This window comes from Micromonospora sp. NPDC048871 (assembly GCF_043198155.1).
In the GTDB taxonomy this organism is placed as follows: domain Bacteria; phylum Actinomycetota; class Actinomycetes; order Mycobacteriales; family Micromonosporaceae; genus Micromonospora.
In genome coordinates, this window is sequence record NZ_JBICUM010000024.1 from 1 (window position 1) to 18,879 (window position 18,879).

Below are 18,879 nucleotides of genomic sequence, written 5' to 3' on the forward strand. Positions count from 1 at the left end.
GCGCTGCTGCCCACGCCGAGCGACCCCGATCGTGCAGGCCATCCTCGTCCTGCACCACGTCGAGACCGACCGCTACGCAGGATGAAAAAGGCTCAATGACTCTCACCGAAGCGGCACACGCGCCCTCGATGTCCGAGAGCGAGTCACCGATCAGCACGGGAGTGTGTCGTTTTCCGTGTTTGGGCCTGTGGTGTGATCGAGGTTGTTAGATGGTGTGCTTCACCTGCGCGAAGACGAGTACGAGCGACCCGCCCAAACCGGGGGATGGGGTGTGCTGCACCTGACCGGCTCAACGGTGGCCGTTGGCAAGGATTGGGGCGACGGTGGCGACACTGCCGAGAATCGCGAACTAAAGCACCGAGCAAAGGCAGCCACCCGGGATGTGCCCGTGCCGCCGCCGCTCGTGCGCCTAATTGACCACCACATCAACGAGTACCCGCCCGGATCGAACGGCAGGCTGTTCGTCACCCGACGCGGCCCCGGCGGACGGTACGTGCCCACCGCCGGTCAGCCGATCCCGAACAACACCTACGGCAAGGCATGGCGGGACGCACGAGCAAAGGTCCTCACCCCGGCTCAGCAACGCTCACCCCTGGCCCGCCGTCCGTACGACCTGCGACACGCCGCCGTGTCCCTCTGGCTCAACGCCGGAGTACCCGCTACCCAGGTCGCCGAGTGGGCGGGGCACAGTGTGCATGTGCTCATGCGGGTCTATGCGAAGTGCGTCTATGGCCAAGAGGAAGCTGCGCGACGACGGATTGAGTCTGCTCTAGGCGCACTGTCGTCGAAGTAGGCGGCCCTACTGCCGACATGCGTCCAGATGCATGGCATCCCCAACGCTGACCATCGCGACTACAACATCTGCCTCCTTGGCTTCACCTCGCGCATAGTCGCGCACAACCACGTAAAGGTCACTCGCCTCACGGGCCATGTCCGGCCCACCGAGGATCATGACCTGCATACGTAGGCCAGACATCTCGGCCAACAACTCGACAACCTCGGGCGGCAACTGCACGTCAGCCGCCTCACCTTCGAGCTGGATTTCGTCATCGTCGGGTTCTTCACGGCCTACCAGTTGAAAGAGGGCAGCCGTCTTCTTTCGCTCGAGAGAAATCCTGTTTCGGACGTTATCCGCCAAGCTGAGGAACTTGGCATACAGCACCCGCTTTTCGTCTAGAAGAGCTTTCGTCAGAGCTGATTCAGACTGAACCTTGGCCAGCTCAACCTGCGTCCGTCGCCCAGACTTGGCGGTCAAGGCCGATGCCGTAACACCGGCCAATGCCCCGACCATCGCTCCGACCACCGTCCCTGCCGGAGCCAACCACTCCCACGCCATCCGACCATGATGGCGGCACCTCGCAACATGATCGGCCGGCGACACACATGCGACACAGCCAGCGAGACCGAACGAGACCGAATGACACAGAGCGAGACTCACGAAAGAGGCCCCTGCCCAGCGTTCCTGCTGGTCAGGGGCCTCTTTGTGCTCCTGGTGGCGGGTAGAGGATTCGAACCTCTGTAGCTTTCGCGACGGATTTACAGTCCGCTCCCATTGGCCGCTCGGGCAACCCGCCAGGGCACACCTCCGCACCGTGGTGCGGCGGCGGAAGCAAGGATAGCGGTTCCTACTGGCTTCGCCGCAACCGGGTACCGTCAGGGGGTCGCGCCCCTGGTCATCCAGGGGCAAACGATCACAAACAGCCGGACAGCAGGAGTATGAGCATGGCAGCGAACCCGTCGTTCGACATCGTCAGCAAGGTTGACCGCCAGGAGGTCGACAACGCCCTTCGCCAGGCAGAGAAGGAGCTTGCGACGCGGTTCGACTTCCGGGGTACGGGTGCGGAGATCTCCTGGTCGGGCGAGGAGGCGATCAGCCTCCAGGCGGAGACCGAGGAGCGGGTACGGGCCGCGCTGGAGGTCTTCCGGGAGAAGCTGATCAAGCGGAACATCTCGCTGAAGTCGCTGGACGCGGGCGATCCTCGTTCGTCGGGCAAGATCTTCAAGATCGACGCCAAGGTGGTGCAGGGCATCGACCAGGAGAAGGCCAAGGCGATCAGCAAGAAGATCCGCGACGAGGGGCCCAAGGGCGTACAGGCGCAGATCCAGGGCGACCAGCTTCGCGTGACAGGCAAGAAGAAGGACGACCTTCAGGCCGTCATCACCCTGCTCAAGGCGGAGGACTTCGGCGTCGCCCTCCAGTTCACCAACTACCGGTAAGCATCACCCGGCCGTCCGTGGAATTGCGTCCCAGGCAGACGGCGTTGCCGACGGCTGTCGTCGGCGCTGCTGCCCATGACCACTGGCGCCGACCTGGTTCCGTCTGAACTGTCGGTGGTCATGGGCAGATCACGCCGAGGATGCGGGCGAGCTGGTTGATCGTGGTCGGGCCGTCCGGGTCGCGAGCGACTCGAGACGACCGGCAACAGGTCGGGATGTAGGGGTGGAGGAGGCCCCCATCATTCCCGCCTGCCCGAGTTCGGTCGGTGCAGGTTGCGGCCGGGCGGGCCCCGGTGGGCGCGCCGTATCGCCGGAACGGCGGGGTGCGCGGCGGTGGGAGACCGCCACTACGGCGTAACGGAGTCGATCACCGCCCGTCGGTCGACCGCCGGCCCGAGCGGGGGTCGCTCTTGGGCGACTGCGGCGCAGGGCAGCGGCGGGGTCAGCGGTTGAAGATCAGCAGGAGCACGATGGTGCCGATGGCGCTGACCACGATCGAGCCCAGGCAGCCGAGACGGTTCGAGAAGAAGGCGAACATGCCTCGGTGATACCCACCGGCGCCCCGGTCAGACCGGGGCGGGGGTTTCCACGCGTACGGAGGCGGCTTCTGCTCGGGCGATGGGGCCGGCGGGCAGGGCGGCGATGGCGGCCCCGGCGGCGACCGCCGCACCGGCGAACAGGAAGGCCCAGGGCACCCCACCGGCGTGGTCGATGATCAGGCCGGCCACCGCGCCACCGGCGGCGCTGGCCCCGACGGACATGGTGACCACCCAGGTGTACGCCTCGTTCAGCATGCCGGCCGGGGAGATTCGCCCGACCAGGGTGTTCTCCAGGGTCAGGGCCGGTGCGATGGTGGCCCCGCCGACGATCAGGGCGACGCCGAGCGCCAGGGGGGTGGGCATCACGGCGAAGACGACGAAGCTGCCCGCCACCGCCGTCAGTAGCCAGGCGAACTGTCGGGTCATGTTGGGGGCCGGGCGGCGGATTCCGAACCAGAAGCCGCCTACCGCGCTGCCGATGCCCCAGACGGCCAGGAGTATCCCGGCCAGGCTGTCCGGGTCGTCGGCGGTGTAGCGGGTGGCGAAGGCGGGCACGGTGACCCCGGCCGCACCGAAGGCGATGCCTAGGCTGGCCACGCAGAGCAGCAGGGCCGGGAATCCGCCGAGCCGCAGCGGGCCCAGTCCTCGGGTGCGGTGGTCCCGGGAGTGCGGCTGCCAGCCGCGCATGGTCTGGCCGAGCGCCACGGCCACGGTGCCGAAGAGGGTCACCACGGCTGAGCCGATCAGGGCGGCCCCGGCGTCGGCGAACATGACGAAGCCGGCGACCAGCAGGGGGCCGAGCACGAAGACGACCTCGAACAGGGTGGTCTCCGCGGCCAGGGCGGTGTTGCGCAGGTGGTACCGGCCGGAGGCGACGCTGGTCAGGTCGTTCCAGGCGCCTCGGATGGCGGCGGTCAGCGGGGGGTAGGTGGCGCCGGCCACGGCGGCGGCGACCAGGACCAGGGCGAAGGGGGTCTGCTCGGAGCGGGCCGACCAGAGCAGGCCGATCAGGGCCAGGGGGTGGGCGATCGCGGTGCCGATCAGTACCGGGGTGGGGCCGATGCGGTCGGCGACGCGCCCGGCCACCGGGCTCAGGGCGGCGCCGGCCAGGGCGTAGGCGCCACCGGCCAGGGCGGCCAGCGAGTAGCGGCCGGTGACCTCCTCGATGACCAGCAGCAGGGCCAGCGGGGTCATGCCGATCCCGAGTCGCCCGATGATGCCGGTGATCAACAGGGTCGGCGCCCCGGGAAGGTGCCAAACGCCCAGGTAACGGCGCAGACCAGCCACCGAGGACCTCCACAAGTGTAATGAGTGAGAGCGGTTTGAACCCTAACGCTGCCCGGCTGGCCCGCAACCCAATAGGGTGCCGCCCGCGCCGGATGGACCCGGCACGGGCGGCGAGAGGTTGGCGCAGTTCAGCGCTGGTAGCGGACCGGGCCCATGTTGCGGGCCATCTCCTCCAGCCGGGCGACCCGCTGTTCCATCGGCGGGTGGGTGGCGAACATCGCCGCGACTCCACCGCCCTTGAAGGGGTTGGCGATCATCAGGTGGGCGGTGCTGGTGAGCTGCCCCTCGGCCGGCAGGGGCCGACGCTGGGCCCCCATGTGGATCTTCCGCAGCGCGCTGGCCAGGGCCAAGGGGTCACGGGTGAGTTCGGCCCCGGAGGCGTCCGCCTGGAACTCCCGGCTGCGGCTGATCGCCAACTGGATGATGCTCGCCGCGATCGGGCCCAGGATGATGGTGAGCAGCAGCACGATCGGGTTCGGGCTGTCCTCGTCGTTGCCGCCGAGCGGGATGAACAGGGCCAGGTTGGCCACCATGGTGATGATGCCGGCCAGGCCGGCGGCCACGCTGGAGATAAGGATGTCCCGGTTGTAGACGTGTGACAGCTCGTGGCCGATGACGCCCCGCAACTCCCGGTAGTCGAGCAGTTGGACGATTCCCTGGGTCACGCAGACCGCCGCGTTCTGCGGGTTACGGCCGGTGGCGAACGCGTTGGGCTGGGCGGTCGGGCTGATGTAGAGCCGGGGCATCGGCTGCCGCGCCTCGGCCGCCAACTCCCGCACCATGTGGTACAGCTCGGGGAACTGTGCCTCGCTGACCGGTTGCGCCCGCATCGAGCGCAGCGCCAGCTTGTCGGAGTAGAAGTAGGTGACACCGTTCATCACCAGCGAGATGACGACGGCGATGACCAGGCCGCCACTGCCGCCGAACCAGTAGCCCACCGCCAGGATCAGCGAGGTGAGCAGGCCGAGCAGCGCGGCGGTCTTCAGACGGTTGTGGTGCACGATCACTCCTTCGGTGCACGGATGCCTGGATCCGTTGACCGGTACAACAACCCGGTACCCGTCAACCATCCGTCTCATGACTGAGAGTTACCTGAATGACAGTCATGTTCGGGAATGAAACGGCAGGTCGGAGCGGATTCAGCTCCCGGTGAGATCAAGCACCAGTTGCGGTGCGAAGCCGACCAGCACGGCCAGGGCGGTCGCCACGGCCAGGGCGGCGGCCACCAGCCGGGCCGGCCGCACCGCCACCGCGGGGGTGCCGTGGGCCTTGTCGTTCGGGGCGCTGTCGGCCGGGGCGTACAGCAGGGCGGCGAAGCGCAGGTAGTAGGCCAGGCCGACTACCGCGTTCAGGGCCACCAGCAGGGCCAGCCAGGCCGCCTCCCCGCCGAGCAGCGACCGCACCACGGTCACCTTGGCGAACAACCCGGCCAGCCCGGGGGGCAGACCGGCCAGCCCGATCAGGGCGAAGGCCAGGCCCGTACCAACCCAGGGATGCCGCCGGGCCGCCCCGCGCAGGTCGTCCAACTGCCCGCCGTCCGCCCCGGCCGGGCGCAGGGCCACCACCCCGGCGAAGGCGGCCAACTCCAACAGCACGAAGAAGACGGCGTACGCCAGGGCGGCGGCGTACGCGGCGGAGCGGGCCTCGACATCGGCCAGGGCCAGGGCACCGAGGGGGGCCAGGATGTAGCCCGCCTGGGCCACCGAGGACCAGGCCAACAGCCGCACGGTACGCCGCTGACGCAGGGCCACCAGGTTGCCCACGGTCATGGTCAGCGCGGCGACCAGGGCCAGCACCGGCCCGGCGACACTGGGCGGCAGGGCGTGCTGCACCACGGCCAGCAGGGCTACCACCCCACCGAGCTTCGAGGCGGTCGACAGGTACGCGGCCACCGGCAGCGGGGCCCCGTCGTAGGTGGCCGGGGCCCAGGCGTGGAACGGCACCGCGGCCACCTTGAAGGCCAACCCGGCCAGCACCAGGGCCACCGCTACCGTGGTCAACGGCAGGTCCAGCAACTCCGAGCGGTCGGCCAGGATCACCCCCAGCCGTTCCAGGTGCAGGCTGCCGGTAGCCGCGTAGAGCAGCGCCGCGCCGAGCAGGGTCAGGGTGGTGGCCACCACGCTGACCACGAAGAAGGTCACCGCCGCCTCGGCACTGGCCAGGCTCCCCCGGCGCAGCCCGACCAGGACGTACAGCGGCAGGGTCAGGGCCTCCAGGGCCACGATCAGGGTGATCAGGTCCCCGGCCGCGCCGAGCACCACGCCACCGGTCATCGAGCAGGCCAGCAGGAAGCAGAACTCCCCCACCGGGGTCACCCCGTCGCGCAGCAGCGGCCTGGACAGCGCCAACACCCCGAGCACCAGCAGCGCCACCAGCCCGGCCACCAGGGCGGCCCGCCCACCGAAGACGTACGAGCAGTCGGCCCCGACGCAGAAGGTACGGCGTTCGCCTCCGGCCCCCACCGCGACGGCCGCGACGAGGGTGGCGAGTGCACCGGTGGCCGTGGCCACGATCGTCGCCGCCCGGCGGGCCAGCACCAGGTCGACCAGGAGCGCCAGCACGGCCGTCCCGGCGGCCAGGTACGCCGGCAGCAGCGCCACACTGTCGACGCTCTGCACCCTGCTCACGGCTGCCTCCCGTCGGCCCGGTCCCGGGTCGTCGTCATCGCAGGACCTCCACCAGGGCGGTCACCGGCGCCTCGGCGACACCCAGCACCAGGGTCGGTGCCAACCCGACGGCCAGGGCCAGCAGCACCAGCGGCGTCCAGGCGACCAGTTCGGCCCCGGCCAGCCCCGGTTTCAGCCCGGCCACCGCAGGGGTCGCGGGACCGTGGGTGACCTGCCGCAACAACCGCAGCAGGTACGCCGCCGTCAGTGCACCACCGAAGGCGGCCAGCACCGCCAGGGTGATCCACAGCGGGCCGCCCACCTCGACGGCGGCGACCACAGCGAACGCCTCCCCCCAGAACCCGGCCAGGCCGGGCAGCCCCAGCGAGGCGACCGCCGCGAAGGCCAGCAGCCCGGACAGCCGGGGGGCGGTCTCCCGCAACCCGGACAGGTCGCGCAGCGCCCCGGTGTGGGTCCGGTCCTTGATCGCCCCGGCCAGGAAGAACAGCAGGCCGGTGATGATGCCGTGGGCGACATTGCCGATCAGCGCCGCCTGGATGCCGGTGGCGGTCAGGGTGGCGATGCCGAGCAGCACGAACCCCATGTGCCCCACGCTGGAGTACGCGATGAGCCGCTTCAGCTCGGTCTGCGCCAGACACACCAGCGACCCGATCAGGATGGCCGCTACGGCCAGGACCCCCAGCACCGGTGCCGCCCAGCGGGCCCCTTCCGGGGCCACCCCGACGGCCATCCGGATCAGGCCGTAGGTGCCCATCTTGAGCAGCACCCCGGCGAGCAGCACACTGCCGACCGTGGGGGCCTGGGTGTGGGCGTCCGGCAGCCAGGAGTGCAGCGGCCAGAGCGGGCTCTTCACCGCGAAGGCCACCGCCAGCAGGGTGAAGGCGGCCAACTGGGTGCCCCGGGACAGCCCGGTGCCCCCGGTCAGCGTGACCATGTCGGCGGTACCGGCGGCGGCCACCACCACATAGACCCCGACCAGCAGCAGCACCGAGCCGAACAGGGTGTAGAGGGCGAACTTGCGGGCCGCCCGACGCCGCGCCGCCACCGCCGCCGGGTCGGTGCCGTCGCCACCCCAGCCGACGATGATCGCGTACATCGGCAGCAGGACGACCTCGAAGAAGAGGAAGAACAGCACCAGGTCCAGGGCCAGGAAGGTGCCCAGGATGCCGACCTCCACCACCAGCAGCAGGGCCACCAGGGCCCGTCCGCTGCCGCCGGGCGGCACCCGCCAGCAGGTGTACCCGCAGCAGAGCAGGGTGAGCAGGGCGGTCAGCACCACCAGGGGCCAGGAGATGCCGTCCACCCCCAGGTGGAACCGCAGGTCCAGGCCGGGCACCCAGGGCAGGTCCAAGGCGTGCCAGGGGCGTACCGCCGGTGGGGTCGCCGAGTAGGCGGTCCAGGTGCCGGACCGGTCGACGGCCAGAGCCAGGGCCGCCACCAGGGTCAGGGCGGCGGCCACCGTACCGGCCACCCGGGCGGGCAGGTCCCGGGGGATCACCGCCACCGCCAGGGCCCCGAGCACCGGCACCGCCAGGACCGCTACCAGCAGGAACTCACCTAGGCTCATCAGCAGGCTCCGATCCGCGAGGCCCGGCCCGTGCCCGCTCCGCGGCTCATCACATCGCTCCGATCAGGGTGACAGCCAGGGCGATCAGCAGCGCACCCCCGAGCACCGCGGCGACCGCGCGGGGCAGGGCCGACCGGTGCAGGGTGGCCAGGCCACCGCCCAGGGCAGCCGCACCCCGACCGGTGCCGGTGACCGCCCCGTCGACGACCCGCTCGTCGGCCACCCGTGCGGCCCGGCCGAGGGCGGCCGTGGGGCGTACCACCAGGGTGTGCTGGGCCTCGTCCAGGCGGAAGGCGCGGGCGAAGACCGGCCGCAGCGGGCCCAGCGCCGCCGCCGGGTCGGCGGCGGTGTCCCGACGCCAACCGGCCCAGGCCAGCCCGGCCCCGAGCAGCAGCAACGCCAGGGGCAGCAGGACGGTCGGGGTGAGGTGGATCAGACCCTCCGGGGGCAGCAGATCCGACACCCCCTCGGCGTCGACCGGGGTGGTGCGTTGCAGTTGGGTGGCGAACCAGCCGGGGAAGCCGGCCAGGCCGAGCAGGGCCGCCGGCACGGTCAACGCCAGCACCGGCCAACGCAGCAGGGCAGGCGGATCGTGCGGGTGGGCCGAGGGGGTGCGGAGGGCGCCGAAGAAGGTACGCAGCAGCAGCCGGGTGGCGTACCAGGCGGTGACGGCCACCCCGACCAGCCCGGCCAGCCAGACCAGCCAACCCACCCAGGCCGGGGCCGAACCCTCGCCGTGCAGGGCGGCCTCCTCGGCGGCGGCCAGCACCCCCTCCTTGCTCCAGAACCCGGAGAGCGGGGGCACCCCGGCCAGCGCGCCCAGCCCGATCAGGGTGCACCAGAAGGTGACCGGCATGGTGTGCCGCAGCCCGCCCATCCGGGACATCGCCGCGGTGCCCAGGGCATGGATGACCACCCCGGCGGCGAGGAACAGCAGGGCCTTGAAGGCGGCGTGGGTGAGCAGGTGGAACAGGGCGGCGGGCGGGGAGCCGACGGCCAGCGCCCCGGTCATGTAGCCGAGTTGGGAGACCGTCGACCACGCGAGTACCCGTTTGAGGTCGTCCTGGGCGGTGGCGGCCAGGGCCCCGAGCAGCAGGGTCACCGAGGCCATCACCCCGAGCACGGCCAGCACCGTGGGGGTGGCCTGGAACAGCGGCCACAGCCGGGTCAGGGCGTACACCCCGGCGGCCACCATGGTGGCGGCGTGGATCAGGGCGGAGATCGGGGTGGGGCCGGCCATCGCGTCCGGCAGCCAGGTGTGCAGCGGGAACTGGGCGCTCTTGCCGGCCACCCCGGCCAGTAGCAGCAGACCGGCGGCGGTCAGGGTGGTGGTGCCGTGGTCGTGGGCCAGCACCTCGGCGATCCGGAAGCTGCCCGCCGAGACGCCGAGCAGGGCGATGCCGAGCAGGAACCCCACGTCGCCGACCCGGGTCACCAGGAAGGCCTTCTGGGCGGCGGCCGGGGCCTGCGGCAGCCGCCGGTCATGGGCGATCAGCAGGTAGGAGCAGATGCCCATCACCTCCCAGCCGACCAGCAGCATGATCAGGTCCCCGGAGACCACCACCAGCAGCATGGCGGCGGTGAAGAGGCTGATCTGTGCCGCGTACGGCGGGTAGCGGTGGTCGACGTCCGTGTCGTCGTGCGGACCCCGGGCCAGGTAGCCGACCGAGTAGACCTGCACGGCCAGGGCCACGGCCGCCACCGCCACGGCTACCAGGGCGGCGGCGCCGTCCAGGCGTACCCCCAGGGTGACCGTGAGGTCGCCGAAGCGGATCCAGGTGGTCGAGGACTCCGCCGGGGCCTCCAGGGTCACCAGCAGGGCCACCGCCAGCACCAGGGCTCCGGCCGCACCGGCCACCCCCAGGGCCACGGCCGCACGTCGGGCGGTACCCCGGCCGTCGGAGGCACCCGGCCCCGCCGGTGGCAGCAGCAGACCGCCGAGACCGGCGACCAGGGGTACGACCGGCAGCAGGACACCCAGCAGGGTCGTGGTGCTCACCGCTGACCCTCCCGCTCCAGCGGCACCTCGTCGACGGCGACACTGGCCCGCATCCGATAGAGCTGGAGCACGATCGCCAGCCCCACCCCGATCTCGGCCGCCGCCAACACGATCACGAAGAGGGCGAAGACCTGGCCACTGTGCGGCAGCAGGGCCCGGGTGGTGGTGTCCGCGGTGATCAGGATCAGGTTCACCGCGTTGAGCATCAGCTCGACCCCCATCAGCACCAGCACCGCGTTGCGTCGCCGCAGTACGCCGTACACCCCCAGGCCGAACAGCAGTGCGGCCGTGACGTACGGGATGACCGGTCTCACCGGGCTCCTCCCGCGCCATCCGAGCCGGTCCGCTCGGCCGGCTGGTCCTGGCCCTCCGCGGTGCGGCCGATGTCCGGGCGGGACAGCACGATCGCGCCGACCAGCGCGGACAGCAGCAGGATCGACAGCACCTCGAAGGGCAGCACCCAACTGGCGAAGACCTGCTCACCGATGCGCTCGGCGGTGCCCGCCTCGGGCAACTCCACCTTGGTCCAGCGGTACGCGTCGATCAGCAGGGCGGCCAGCCCCAGCCCGACCCCGCCGCCGATCAGGGCGGCCGGCCAGCCCGGACGGTCCAGATCGTCCGAGGCGCCGATCGGGGCGCGGGTCAGCATCACCGCGAACAGCAGCAGCACCACGACCGCGCCCACGTAGATCAGCACCTGCACCCAGGCCACCAGCTCGGCGGTGAGCACCAGATACATCCCGGCCACCGCCCCCAGACAGGTGACCAGGTAGAGCCCGGCGCGGACCAGGTGCCGGGTCGACACCACCAACACCCCGGACCCGACGGCCACCGCCCCCAGGGCGAGCAGCAGCGCGTCCGCCCCGGTCACTCGGAAGCACCTTCCCCGGGTGCCGGCTCGGGGCGTACCGGCGGGGCGGTCGGACGGGCGGCGGACGCGGCGGGGATCGCGGCCTTGCGCGCGGCGGCGGTCTCCTCCTTGGCGGGCTCACCGTTGGGGTCGTGCGCCGGTGGCGGCGGTACGGTCGCCATCCACTCGCCCAGGTGATCCTTGTCGTGCAGCAGATCCTTGATGTCGTACTCGGCGTACTCGAACTCCGGCGACCAGTAGAGGGCGTCGAAGGGGCAGACCTCGATGCAGATGCCGCAGTACATGCAGAGCGAGAAGTCGATGTCGAACCGGTCGAGCACGTTGCGCTGGCGGGGGCGGGCGGCGCCGGGCACCACCACCTCCTCCTTGTGCGAGTCGATGTAGATGCACCAGTCCGGACACTCCCGGGAGCAGAGCATGCAGACCGTGCAGTTCTCCTCCAGCAGGGCGATCACCCCACGTGAGCGGGGCGGCAGCTCGGGAGCCACGTCCGGATACTGCTGGGTGGTGGACCGCTTCGTCATCGTCTTGAGCGTGACCGCCAGCCCCTTGACCAGCCCGCTGCCCGGCACCCCCGCCGACTCGCCTCGCTCGCCGAGCCGATCGTCCGCTCGCTCACGCTCGCTCATGTCGAACATCCTGCCCTGTGGGCACGGCGCGCGCGACCACCACCCGGGCTCTGCCGTTAGTACCGTGACCACGGGGAGAGAGCGACACATCGGAAAGGACCCGTCAGATGACCGCCGCGCTGCACGACGGCCGACCACCGTCGGGCGAGTGGACGACGGACGACCTCGACGCCCTGCCCGACGACGGCCGCCGCCGCGAACTGCTCGATGGAGTGCTGCTCGTGTCCCCCTCCCCCGCCGCCCACCAGACCATCGCCATGCGCCTCGGCGTCGCGCTCGAAGCGGAGTGCCCGGACGAGTACGAGGTCACCCAGGGGGTCGAGGTGCGGATCAACCGCACCCGTTCCTTCATCCCGGACGTCCTGGTCATCACCGCACCGGCGGCCCAACGCCGACCCGCCCGGTACGAGCCGCACGAGGTGGTGCTAGCCGTCGAGATCGTCTCGCCGAGCACCCGCTCGATCGACCGGGTGCTCAAGCCGGCCCTCTACGCCCAGGCCGGCATCCCCTACTACTGGCGGATCGAGACCGATCCGGCCGGTCTCGTGGTGCACACCCACCGGATCGATCCGGTGCACGAGGTCTACACCGAGACCGGACGGTGGACCAAGTTCGTCGACACCGGTGAGCCCTTCCCGGTGAACCTGTCCGTGGCCCACCTGACGCCCAGGTACCTCTGACGGGCCCGGGTAGTCGCCCGATCTTCGTCGCCTCCGTCGATCTTCCGCTCCTTCTGCCCGGCCAGTGGGCTAAGTGTCGGCCATGATGGGAGCGGCATGGCAGGCGGCACAGGCAAGGAGCAGGGCGATGATGGTGGAAAACGACCCGGGCCAGAGACAGACCGGCGGAAAGTACGTGGAGCCGGGAGGTGAGTTCAACCGGGACCAGAACTACATCACCACCCGGATCACCGCCGACGGGTGGGACGGCTATCCGGTGGAGCCCGGACGGTACCGGCTGGTGGTCAGCCGGGCCTGTCCCTGGGCGAACCGGCTGATCATCGTACGGCGGCTGTTGGGGTTGGAATCGGTGCTGTCGATGGGCATCACCGGGCCCACCCACGACGCGCGGAGCTGGACCTTCGACCTGGACCAGGGCGGGCGGGACCCGGTGCTCGGCATCGAGCGCATCCAGGAGGCCTACTTCGCCCGCTACCCCGACTATCCGCGCGGGATCACCGTGCCGGCCATCGTGGATGTGCCGACCGGGCAGGTGGTGACCAACGACTACGCCCAGATGAGCCTGGACCTGTCCACCGAGTGGACCGCGCACCATCGGCCCGGTGCCCCCGATCTGTATCCCGAGCACCTGCGGGCCGAGATCGACGAGGTCAACGCGGTGGTCTTCCGCGATGTCAACAACGGGGTGTACCGGTGCGGCTTCGCCGGCAGCCAGGAGGCGTACGACAAGGCGTACCACCGGCTCTTCGACCGGCTGGACTGGCTCAGCGAGCGGCTGGCCGGGCAGCGTTACCTGGTCGGTGACACCATCACCGAGGCCGACATCCGGCTGTTCACCACCCTGGTCCGCTTCGATCCGGTGTACCACGGGCACTTCAAGTGCAACCGGCAGAAGCTGACCGAGATGCCGGTGCTGTGGGCGTACGCCCGGGATCTGTTCACCACCCCCGGCTTCGGCGACACGGTCGACTTCGACCACATCAAGCGGCACTACTACGAGGTGCACCGGGACATCAACCCGACCGGGGTCGTGCCCCTGGGCCCCGACCTGTCGAACTGGCTGACCCCACACGGCCGGGAAGCCCTCGGCGGCCGCCCCTTCGGCGACGGCACTCCCCCACCAGCCCCCACCGACCCGGTAGACCCCACCCACACCCCCCTCCCGTAAACCCCGACCCACGCCCTCCGCTCACCCCCACACCCCGCCCTCAGCCCCGCGATCTTGCACATTGTGTCGCCGCGAATGGGGCAAAAGCCACAGAAGAGCGACCAAAAGTGCAAGATCGCGGGGGCGAGAGCGGGCGGGGGTGGGGGTGGGGGTGGGGGGTGGGGGGTGGGGGGTGGGGGGTGGGGGGTGGGGGTGCGCGGGGGGTTAGAGGGTTAGGCGGATGGTGGCGGTCAGGACCAGTTGGGCCAGGGCGGTGGGGACGAGGATCAGCCAGCAGAGGCGTTGGAGTTGGTCCTCGCGCAGGCGGGGGAAGGAGACCCGCATCCAGATGATCACGAAGCTGACGGCGGCGACCTTGAGCAGGGTCCAGAGCCAGCCGAGTTGGGCGTCGGCGAAGGGGCCCTGCCAGCCGCCGAGGAACAGCACCGTGGTCAGCGCGGCGATCACCACTATGCCGACGTACTCGGCGAGCAGCAGGAAGGCGAAACGCAGGCCGGTGTACTCGGTCAGGTAGCCGAAGACCAGTTCCGAGTCGGCCACCGGCATGTCGAACGGCGGTCGGCGGATCTCGGCCAGCCCGGCCAGGAAGAAGACCACCATGGCGGGGGCCTGCCAGATCAGCCACCAGGGCTGCCACGCCTCGACGATGCCGGACAGGCTGAGGGTGCCGGCGGCCATCGCCACCGAGGCGGCGGCCAGCACCAGCGGCAGTTCGTAGCCGAGCAGTTGGGCGGCCCCGCGTACCCCGCCGAGCAGGCTGTACTTGTTGGCGGAGGCCCAGGCCGACATCAACACCGCCAGCACACCCACCCCGACCACCGCGAGCACGAAGAACAGACCGATGTCCAGGGGCTGCCCCACCAGGTCGTTCGGGCCCAGGGGGATGACCAGCAGAGCCAGCAGGTACGGCACCAGGGCCACCGCCGGAGCCAGCCGGAACACCGGCCGGTCGGCCGCGCGGGGGGTGATGTCCTCCTTCTGTACGAACTTGACCCCGTCGGCGACGAGCTGTGCCCAGCCGTGGAACCCACCGGCGTACATCGGCCCCAGCCGCCCCTGCATGTGGGCCATCACCTTGTGTTCGGCCTGCCCCACCAGCAGTGGCAGCACGAGGAAGGCGACCACCACGCCGCCGATCCGGATCACCAGCTCCAGCCACAGTGGCATCAGGTCGTACCTTCCTCCTCAGGCTGCCCGCCCTCGGCCGGGGGCGCCGGGTCGCCGGGCGGGGCCGCGGCGGCGGGTGCCACCGGGGCCGGGCGTTCCCGGGGCGGTCGGGCCGATCGTTCGCGGGCCGGCCGGGCCGGGGTGCCGCCGCGCGGCCCTTCCCCGACGCCACCGGCACCGGCCGGGGTCGGGGTGGTCCCCCACTCGCCGGGTGCCGGTACCCCGGGTGGCCGGATCGGTCGTCGGCCACCTCCGGCCTCGGACTCGCCCGGTTCCTTCGCCCCGGGCCAGGGCTTGGCCACCCGGGAGGCGAGCACGAACTCCTTGCGCAGCGGATGCCCCTCGAACTCCGGGGGCAGCAGCAGCGGCAGCAGGCCGTCGTGCCCGGCGAAGTCGATGCCGAACATCTCGTGGGTCTCCCGCTCGTGCCAGGCGGCACCCGGATAGACCGACACCACCGAGTCGATCGTCGGGGTCGTCCGGGGCACCCGCGCCCGCAGCAGCAGACCGTGCCGGTGGGTGGTCGACCAGAGGTGGGCCACCACGTCGAAACCCTCGGCCAGCTCGTCCACCGCGGAGAGCCAGTCGAAGAAGTCGCAGGCCAGCTCGGTGTCGTCCCGCGCGGCCAGCAGCGCCGCCCGCCAGGCCGAGGGGGGTACGTCGACCGTGGCCCGGGCGTGTGCCTGACCTCCGGAAACCGTAGCGGTGGCCTCGACGGGTGCGAGCAGCGTGACAAGGCGCCGGCCGGCCTCTTCCGGTGTCATGGCACTGATCCTATGGCCGTACCCGGCCCGACGCGCCGCCCCGGTGTGATGCCGACACCACGCGGCCGGGTGGAGATACCCGCTTTGCCGGCGGGGGTCGACCCGCGCGCAGCAGGATGGGGCCGTGCGCGCTGTCACCGTGATTCCCGGGGTGCCCGGCTCCCTGCGGCTGCTTGAGGACTACCCGGAGCCGACCACCGAAGAGGGGTCGATCCTGGTGGAGGCCCTGGCGGTGGGGATCTGCGGCACGGACATGGAGATCATCGAGGGCAAGTACGGTGAGGCCCCGCCCGGTCATGATCATTTGGTGCTCGGGCACGAGTCGCTGGGCCGGGTGATCGAGGACTCGACCGGCACCCTGCAACCCGGCGATCTGGTGGCCGGGATCGTCCGGCATCCCGATCCGGTGCCCTGCCCGAACTGCGCGGTCGACGAGTGGGACATGTGCCGCAACGGGTTGTTCACCGAGCACGGCATCAAGGCCCTGCCCGGCTTCGCCCGGCAACGCTGGCGGCTCCAGCCCCGCTTCGCCGTCGGACTGGACCCGGCCCTGGGCGAGGTGGGGGTGCTGCTGGAACCGACGAGTGTGGTGGTCAAGGCGTGGGACCACATCTTCCGCATGGGTCAGCGGGCGCAGTGGCAGCCGCGTACCGCGTTGATCACCGGTGCCGGTCCGATCGGCCTGCTGGCCGCCCTGCTGGCCAGCCAGCGTGGTCTGGACGTCCATGTGCTCGACCTGGTCACCGAGGGTCCCAAGCCGGCGCTGGCCAGTGCCCTGGGGGCCACCTACCATGCCGGCTCGATCGACCAGCTGGACTTCACACCGGATGTCATCGTCGAGTGCACCGGCGCACCGGCGGTCGTCCTCGAAGCGATGTACAAGGTCGCCCCCGCCGGGATCGTCTGCCTGGCCGGGGTCTCCAGCGGGGGCCGGACGGTAGACCTCGACGCCGGCTCCCTCAACCGCACTCTGGTCCTGGAGAACAACGTGGTGTTCGGCTCCGTCAACGCCAACCGGCGGCACTGGAACGCCGCCGCCGAGGCGCTGTCCCAGGCCGACCAGTCCTGGCTGGCCTCGTTGATCACCCGCCGGGTGCCGCTGTCGGAGTACGCCTCGGCGTACTCCCCCGGCCCGCAGGACATCAAGGTGATCCTCGACTTCACCTCCTGACCGGCCGGGGGAGGCTACGCCTCAGAGACCCGGCAACCTGCCGTTGCGGAACAGGTCGACGAAGAGCTGGTGATCCTGGCGGGCCCGGATGCCGTACGCGTGGGCGAAGTCGACCAGGTGCGCGACGAAGCCCGCGGGGTCGGCGGCCACCACGGCGACGATCGCCTCCTCGGTGGAGTAGTCGACCAGGTCGTGGCTGGACTCGTCGTCGGCCACCGAGTGCATCCGGGCGACCGCCCGACCCAGGTCGGCCAACACCCCGGCCAGTTCCTCGGGTTCGTTGACGTCGGCCCAGTCCAGGTCGGCGGCGTACGGGGAGACCTCGGCGACCAGTTGGCCCACCCCGTCCAGCTCGGTGTAGCCCACCCAGGGATCGGCGTGCGCCTGAAGGGCCCGCTGCGACTCGGCTGTGCGGTGGCCCTGGTGCCGGAAGTAGCCACGGACCCCTTCGTCGTCGACATGTCGGGCCACCGCCGGCACCTGAGCCTGCTTCATGTAGATCACGACGTCGTTCTCCAACGCCTGGGTGTGCCCCTCCAGCAGCAGGTTGTACGACGGCAGACCGGCCGAGCCGATGCCCACCCCCTTACGCAGCACCACGTCCTTGATCTGGGTGGCCAGCGGGCGGGCCTGCGCGGTGGCCGCCGGCAGGGTGTCCAGGTAGGCCTCGAAGGCGGCACAGACCCTGGCCCGCACCTCCCCGTCGATCTCGTACACCCCGTCGCGCAGGGAGAACCGCCGCTCGTACGCGTCGATGGTGGTCTGCTCCCGCAGCAGATCGACCCGGGTGTTGAGCCGGGCCTGCTGGAGTACCCGGCGCAGCACCCCGTCGGCGTTGTCCAGGGTGATCGACCCGATGGCGTCGTCACCGCCCTCGGCGATGGCCCGCAGCTCGGTCAGATAGCTCTCCGCGAAGCCGGTCACCAGCTCGCTGATCACCCGGTCGGAGAGCGCCTTGGTGTAGCCGATCAGGGCCACGCTGGCGACGAAGCGCCGCAGGTCCCAGGTGAAGGGCCCGACGTAGGCCTCGTCGAAGTCGTTGACGTTGAACACCAGTTGGCCGGAGCCGTTCATGTACGTGCCGAAGTTCTCCGCGTGCAGGTCCCCGTGGATCCACACCCGACTGGTCTGGGCGTCGAGGTAGCGGTCGTCGGCGAAGTCGCCGCGCTGGTCGGCGTAGAAGAGACTGGCACTGCCCCGGTAGAAGGCGAACGGGGAGGCGGCCATCTTGCGGAACTTGCGTCGGAAGGCTGCCGGGTCGAGCGCCATCAACGCGCCGAACTCCTGGGCCAGCACCTCGACGATGAAGGCGGAACGTTTCTCCGCGGCATCGGTCATGATCCGTACGCTAATCCCCGGCCGCCACCGCACCGTCCAACGACGCTGCGGCGGCCCGGTACGCCGGAGGTCAGATGCCCGGCGGGCGTACCGGCGGGGCGATGAGCGAGGCGGTGGAGCGGGGCGCCGTGCCCTCGGCGGAGGGCGCGTCGGTGGGCGAGGCCAGCGGGTCCGGGCGGGACACCCCGCCGGGGCCGGACTGCTCCGCGGCGATCTTCTCCTGAAGGCGCAGGATGCCGTGCAGCAGGGCCTCCGGTCGAGGCGGGCAACCCGGCACGTAGACGTCGACCGGGATGATCTGGTCGACCCCCTTGGTCACCGAGTAGGAGTCCCAGTAGGGGCCGCCGCAGTTGGAGCAGGCGCCGAAGGAGATGACGTACTTCGGTTCGGGCATCTGGTCGTACAGCCGCTTGATGGCCGGGGCCATCTTGTCGGTGACCGTGCCGGAGACCACCATCAAATCGGCCTGGCGGGGACCGTGCGCGAACGGGATGACGCCCAACCGCATGAAGTCGTGCCGGGACATGCTGGTGGCGATGAACTCGATGGCGCAGCAGGCCAACCCGAAGTTGAAGACCCAGAGCGAGTACCGCCGACCCCAGTTCAGCACGAACCGGATCGGCTCCCCGAGCACCGCCGGCAGCTGCACGATCGCCCCCTTCCCGTTCCTCGACAGTCAACCACAGCCCTTCCGGTAAGGAAGGGCCCCCTGTTAACGCCTGGCGTTGTACAGGGGACCCCTCCTAACAGCGGGGGGTCAGTACGACGGGCGTTGCAGCAGACTGACGAACTCGACGAGCAGCCGCTCACGCAACGCCGGTGGCGCGGCGTCCAGCAAAGTGTTCACCGGCGCCA

The 18,879-nt window shown here is 70.7% G+C and carries 17 protein-coding genes, 1 tRNA gene and 2 pseudogenes; 6 read left to right on the top strand and 14 right to left on the bottom strand.

Translation table 11 applies throughout. From position 1 onward, the window contains the following. Positions 1–85 (top strand): annotated as a pseudogene (locus tag ACGFIK_RS27580) (IS5/IS1182 family transposase); the annotation flags it as partial. A gap of 129 nt (positions 86–214) precedes the next feature. Further along, positions 215–793, top strand: a pseudogene (locus ACGFIK_RS27585) (integrase); the annotation flags it as partial. 6 nt (positions 794–799) lie between these two features. On the opposite strand, the gene ACGFIK_RS27590 reads toward ACGFIK_RS27585, so the two are convergent. Continuing rightward, the gene (locus ACGFIK_RS27590; RefSeq protein ID WP_327024009.1) at positions 800–1,336 is read right to left on the bottom strand and encodes a hypothetical protein; all 537 of its coding nucleotides are present in this window, start codon (positions 1,334–1,336) and stop codon (positions 800–802) included. A 154-nt stretch (positions 1,337–1,490) separates the two neighbouring features. Then, positions 1,491–1,574, bottom strand: a tRNA-Tyr gene (locus ACGFIK_RS27595). Between the two features lie 148 nt (positions 1,575–1,722). Here ACGFIK_RS27595 and ACGFIK_RS27600 point away from each other — a divergent pair. Beyond that, positions 1,723–2,217: a YajQ family cyclic di-GMP-binding protein gene (locus ACGFIK_RS27600; RefSeq protein WP_327024008.1), complete on the top strand. Its 495-nt coding sequence runs from the start codon at positions 1,723–1,725 to the stop codon at positions 2,215–2,217. Positions 2,218–2,783: 566 nt separating this feature from the next. Here ACGFIK_RS27600 and ACGFIK_RS27605 read toward each other — a convergent pair. The 8 genes from ACGFIK_RS27605 to ACGFIK_RS27640 all read right to left on the bottom strand — a co-directional run bounded on the left by ACGFIK_RS27605 (position 2,784) and on the right by ACGFIK_RS27640 (position 11,736). Beyond that, positions 2,784–4,043 carry an MFS transporter gene (locus ACGFIK_RS27605; RefSeq protein WP_327024007.1) on the bottom strand — a complete coding sequence of 420 codons (1,260 nt, stop codon included), beginning with the start codon at positions 4,041–4,043 and terminating at the stop codon, positions 2,784–2,786. A gap of 128 nt (positions 4,044–4,171) precedes the next feature. Beyond that, positions 4,172–5,044 carry a zinc metalloprotease HtpX gene (htpX, locus tag ACGFIK_RS27610; RefSeq protein ID WP_327024006.1) on the bottom strand — a complete coding sequence of 291 codons (873 nt, stop codon included), beginning with the start codon at positions 5,042–5,044 and terminating at the stop codon, positions 4,172–4,174. A 138-nt stretch (positions 5,045–5,182) separates the two neighbouring features. After that, the gene (locus ACGFIK_RS27615; RefSeq protein WP_327024005.1) at positions 5,183–6,670 is read right to left on the bottom strand and encodes a proton-conducting transporter membrane subunit; all 1,488 of its coding nucleotides are present in this window, start codon (positions 6,668–6,670) and stop codon (positions 5,183–5,185) included. Between the two features lie 34 nt (positions 6,671–6,704). After that, the gene (locus ACGFIK_RS27620; protein WP_327024004.1) at positions 6,705–8,237 is read right to left on the bottom strand and encodes an NADH-quinone oxidoreductase subunit M; all 1,533 of its coding nucleotides are present in this window, start codon (positions 8,235–8,237) and stop codon (positions 6,705–6,707) included. Between the two features lie 49 nt (positions 8,238–8,286). Continuing rightward, positions 8,287–10,236, bottom strand: a complete 1,950-nt coding sequence (locus ACGFIK_RS27625) for an NADH-quinone oxidoreductase subunit L (RefSeq protein WP_393342125.1) — start codon at positions 10,234–10,236, stop codon at positions 8,287–8,289. After that, positions 10,233–10,550 carry an NADH-quinone oxidoreductase subunit NuoK gene (nuoK, locus tag ACGFIK_RS27630; RefSeq protein ID WP_327024002.1) on the bottom strand — a complete coding sequence of 106 codons (318 nt, stop codon included), beginning with the start codon at positions 10,548–10,550 and terminating at the stop codon, positions 10,233–10,235. The genes ACGFIK_RS27625 and nuoK overlap by 4 nt, the downstream gene beginning before the upstream one ends. After that, positions 10,547–11,107 (bottom strand): NADH-quinone oxidoreductase subunit J, encoded by a 561-nt coding sequence (locus tag ACGFIK_RS27635; RefSeq protein ID WP_327024001.1) that lies wholly within the window; start codon positions 11,105–11,107, stop codon positions 10,547–10,549. The genes nuoK and ACGFIK_RS27635 overlap by 4 nt, the downstream gene beginning before the upstream one ends. Continuing rightward, a complete protein-coding gene (locus ACGFIK_RS27640; protein WP_327024000.1) occupies positions 11,104–11,736 on the bottom strand; it encodes an NADH-quinone oxidoreductase subunit I in 633 nt (210 codons plus the stop codon). Before ACGFIK_RS27640 ends, ACGFIK_RS27635 begins: the two co-directional genes overlap by 4 nt. A gap of 107 nt (positions 11,737–11,843) precedes the next feature. Here ACGFIK_RS27640 and ACGFIK_RS27645 point away from each other — a divergent pair, with 107 nt between their 5' ends. Then, the gene (locus tag ACGFIK_RS27645; RefSeq protein ID WP_327023999.1) at positions 11,844–12,416 is read left to right on the top strand and encodes a Uma2 family endonuclease; all 573 of its coding nucleotides are present in this window, start codon (positions 11,844–11,846) and stop codon (positions 12,414–12,416) included. A gap of 127 nt (positions 12,417–12,543) precedes the next feature. After that, positions 12,544–13,584, top strand: a complete 1,041-nt coding sequence (locus ACGFIK_RS27650; protein WP_393342129.1) for a glutathione S-transferase family protein — start codon at positions 12,544–12,546, stop codon at positions 13,582–13,584. Positions 13,585–13,788: 204 nt separating this feature from the next. Here the strand turns inward: ACGFIK_RS27650 and ACGFIK_RS27655 are convergent, their stop codons facing one another. Both ACGFIK_RS27655 and ACGFIK_RS27660 read right to left on the bottom strand, forming a co-directional pair. Beyond that, positions 13,789–14,751, bottom strand: coding sequence for a complex I subunit 1 family protein (locus ACGFIK_RS27655; RefSeq protein ID WP_327023997.1), 963 nt, complete (start codon positions 14,749–14,751; stop codon positions 13,789–13,791). Next, on the bottom strand, positions 14,751–15,515 hold the full coding sequence (locus ACGFIK_RS27660) for an NADH-quinone oxidoreductase subunit C (RefSeq protein WP_393342132.1): 765 nt from the start codon (positions 15,513–15,515) through the stop codon (positions 14,751–14,753). The genes ACGFIK_RS27655 and ACGFIK_RS27660 overlap by 1 nt, the downstream gene beginning before the upstream one ends. Before the next feature lie 124 nt (positions 15,516–15,639). On the opposite strand from ACGFIK_RS27660, the gene ACGFIK_RS27665 reads away from it, so the two are divergent. Beyond that, positions 15,640–16,686 carry a glucose 1-dehydrogenase gene (locus ACGFIK_RS27665; RefSeq protein ID WP_327023995.1) on the top strand — a complete coding sequence of 349 codons (1,047 nt, stop codon included), beginning with the start codon at positions 15,640–15,642 and terminating at the stop codon, positions 16,684–16,686. Positions 16,687–16,707: 21 nt separating this feature from the next. Here the strand turns inward: ACGFIK_RS27665 and ACGFIK_RS27670 are convergent, their stop codons facing one another. Then, positions 16,708–18,024: a DUF2252 domain-containing protein gene (locus ACGFIK_RS27670; RefSeq protein WP_327023994.1), complete on the bottom strand. Its 1,317-nt coding sequence runs from the start codon at positions 18,022–18,024 to the stop codon at positions 16,708–16,710. A 70-nt stretch (positions 18,025–18,094) separates the two neighbouring features. After that, positions 18,095–18,673, bottom strand: coding sequence for an NADH-quinone oxidoreductase subunit B family protein (locus ACGFIK_RS27675; protein WP_357530471.1), 579 nt, complete (start codon positions 18,671–18,673; stop codon positions 18,095–18,097). Positions 18,674–18,879: the final 206 nt, after the last annotated feature.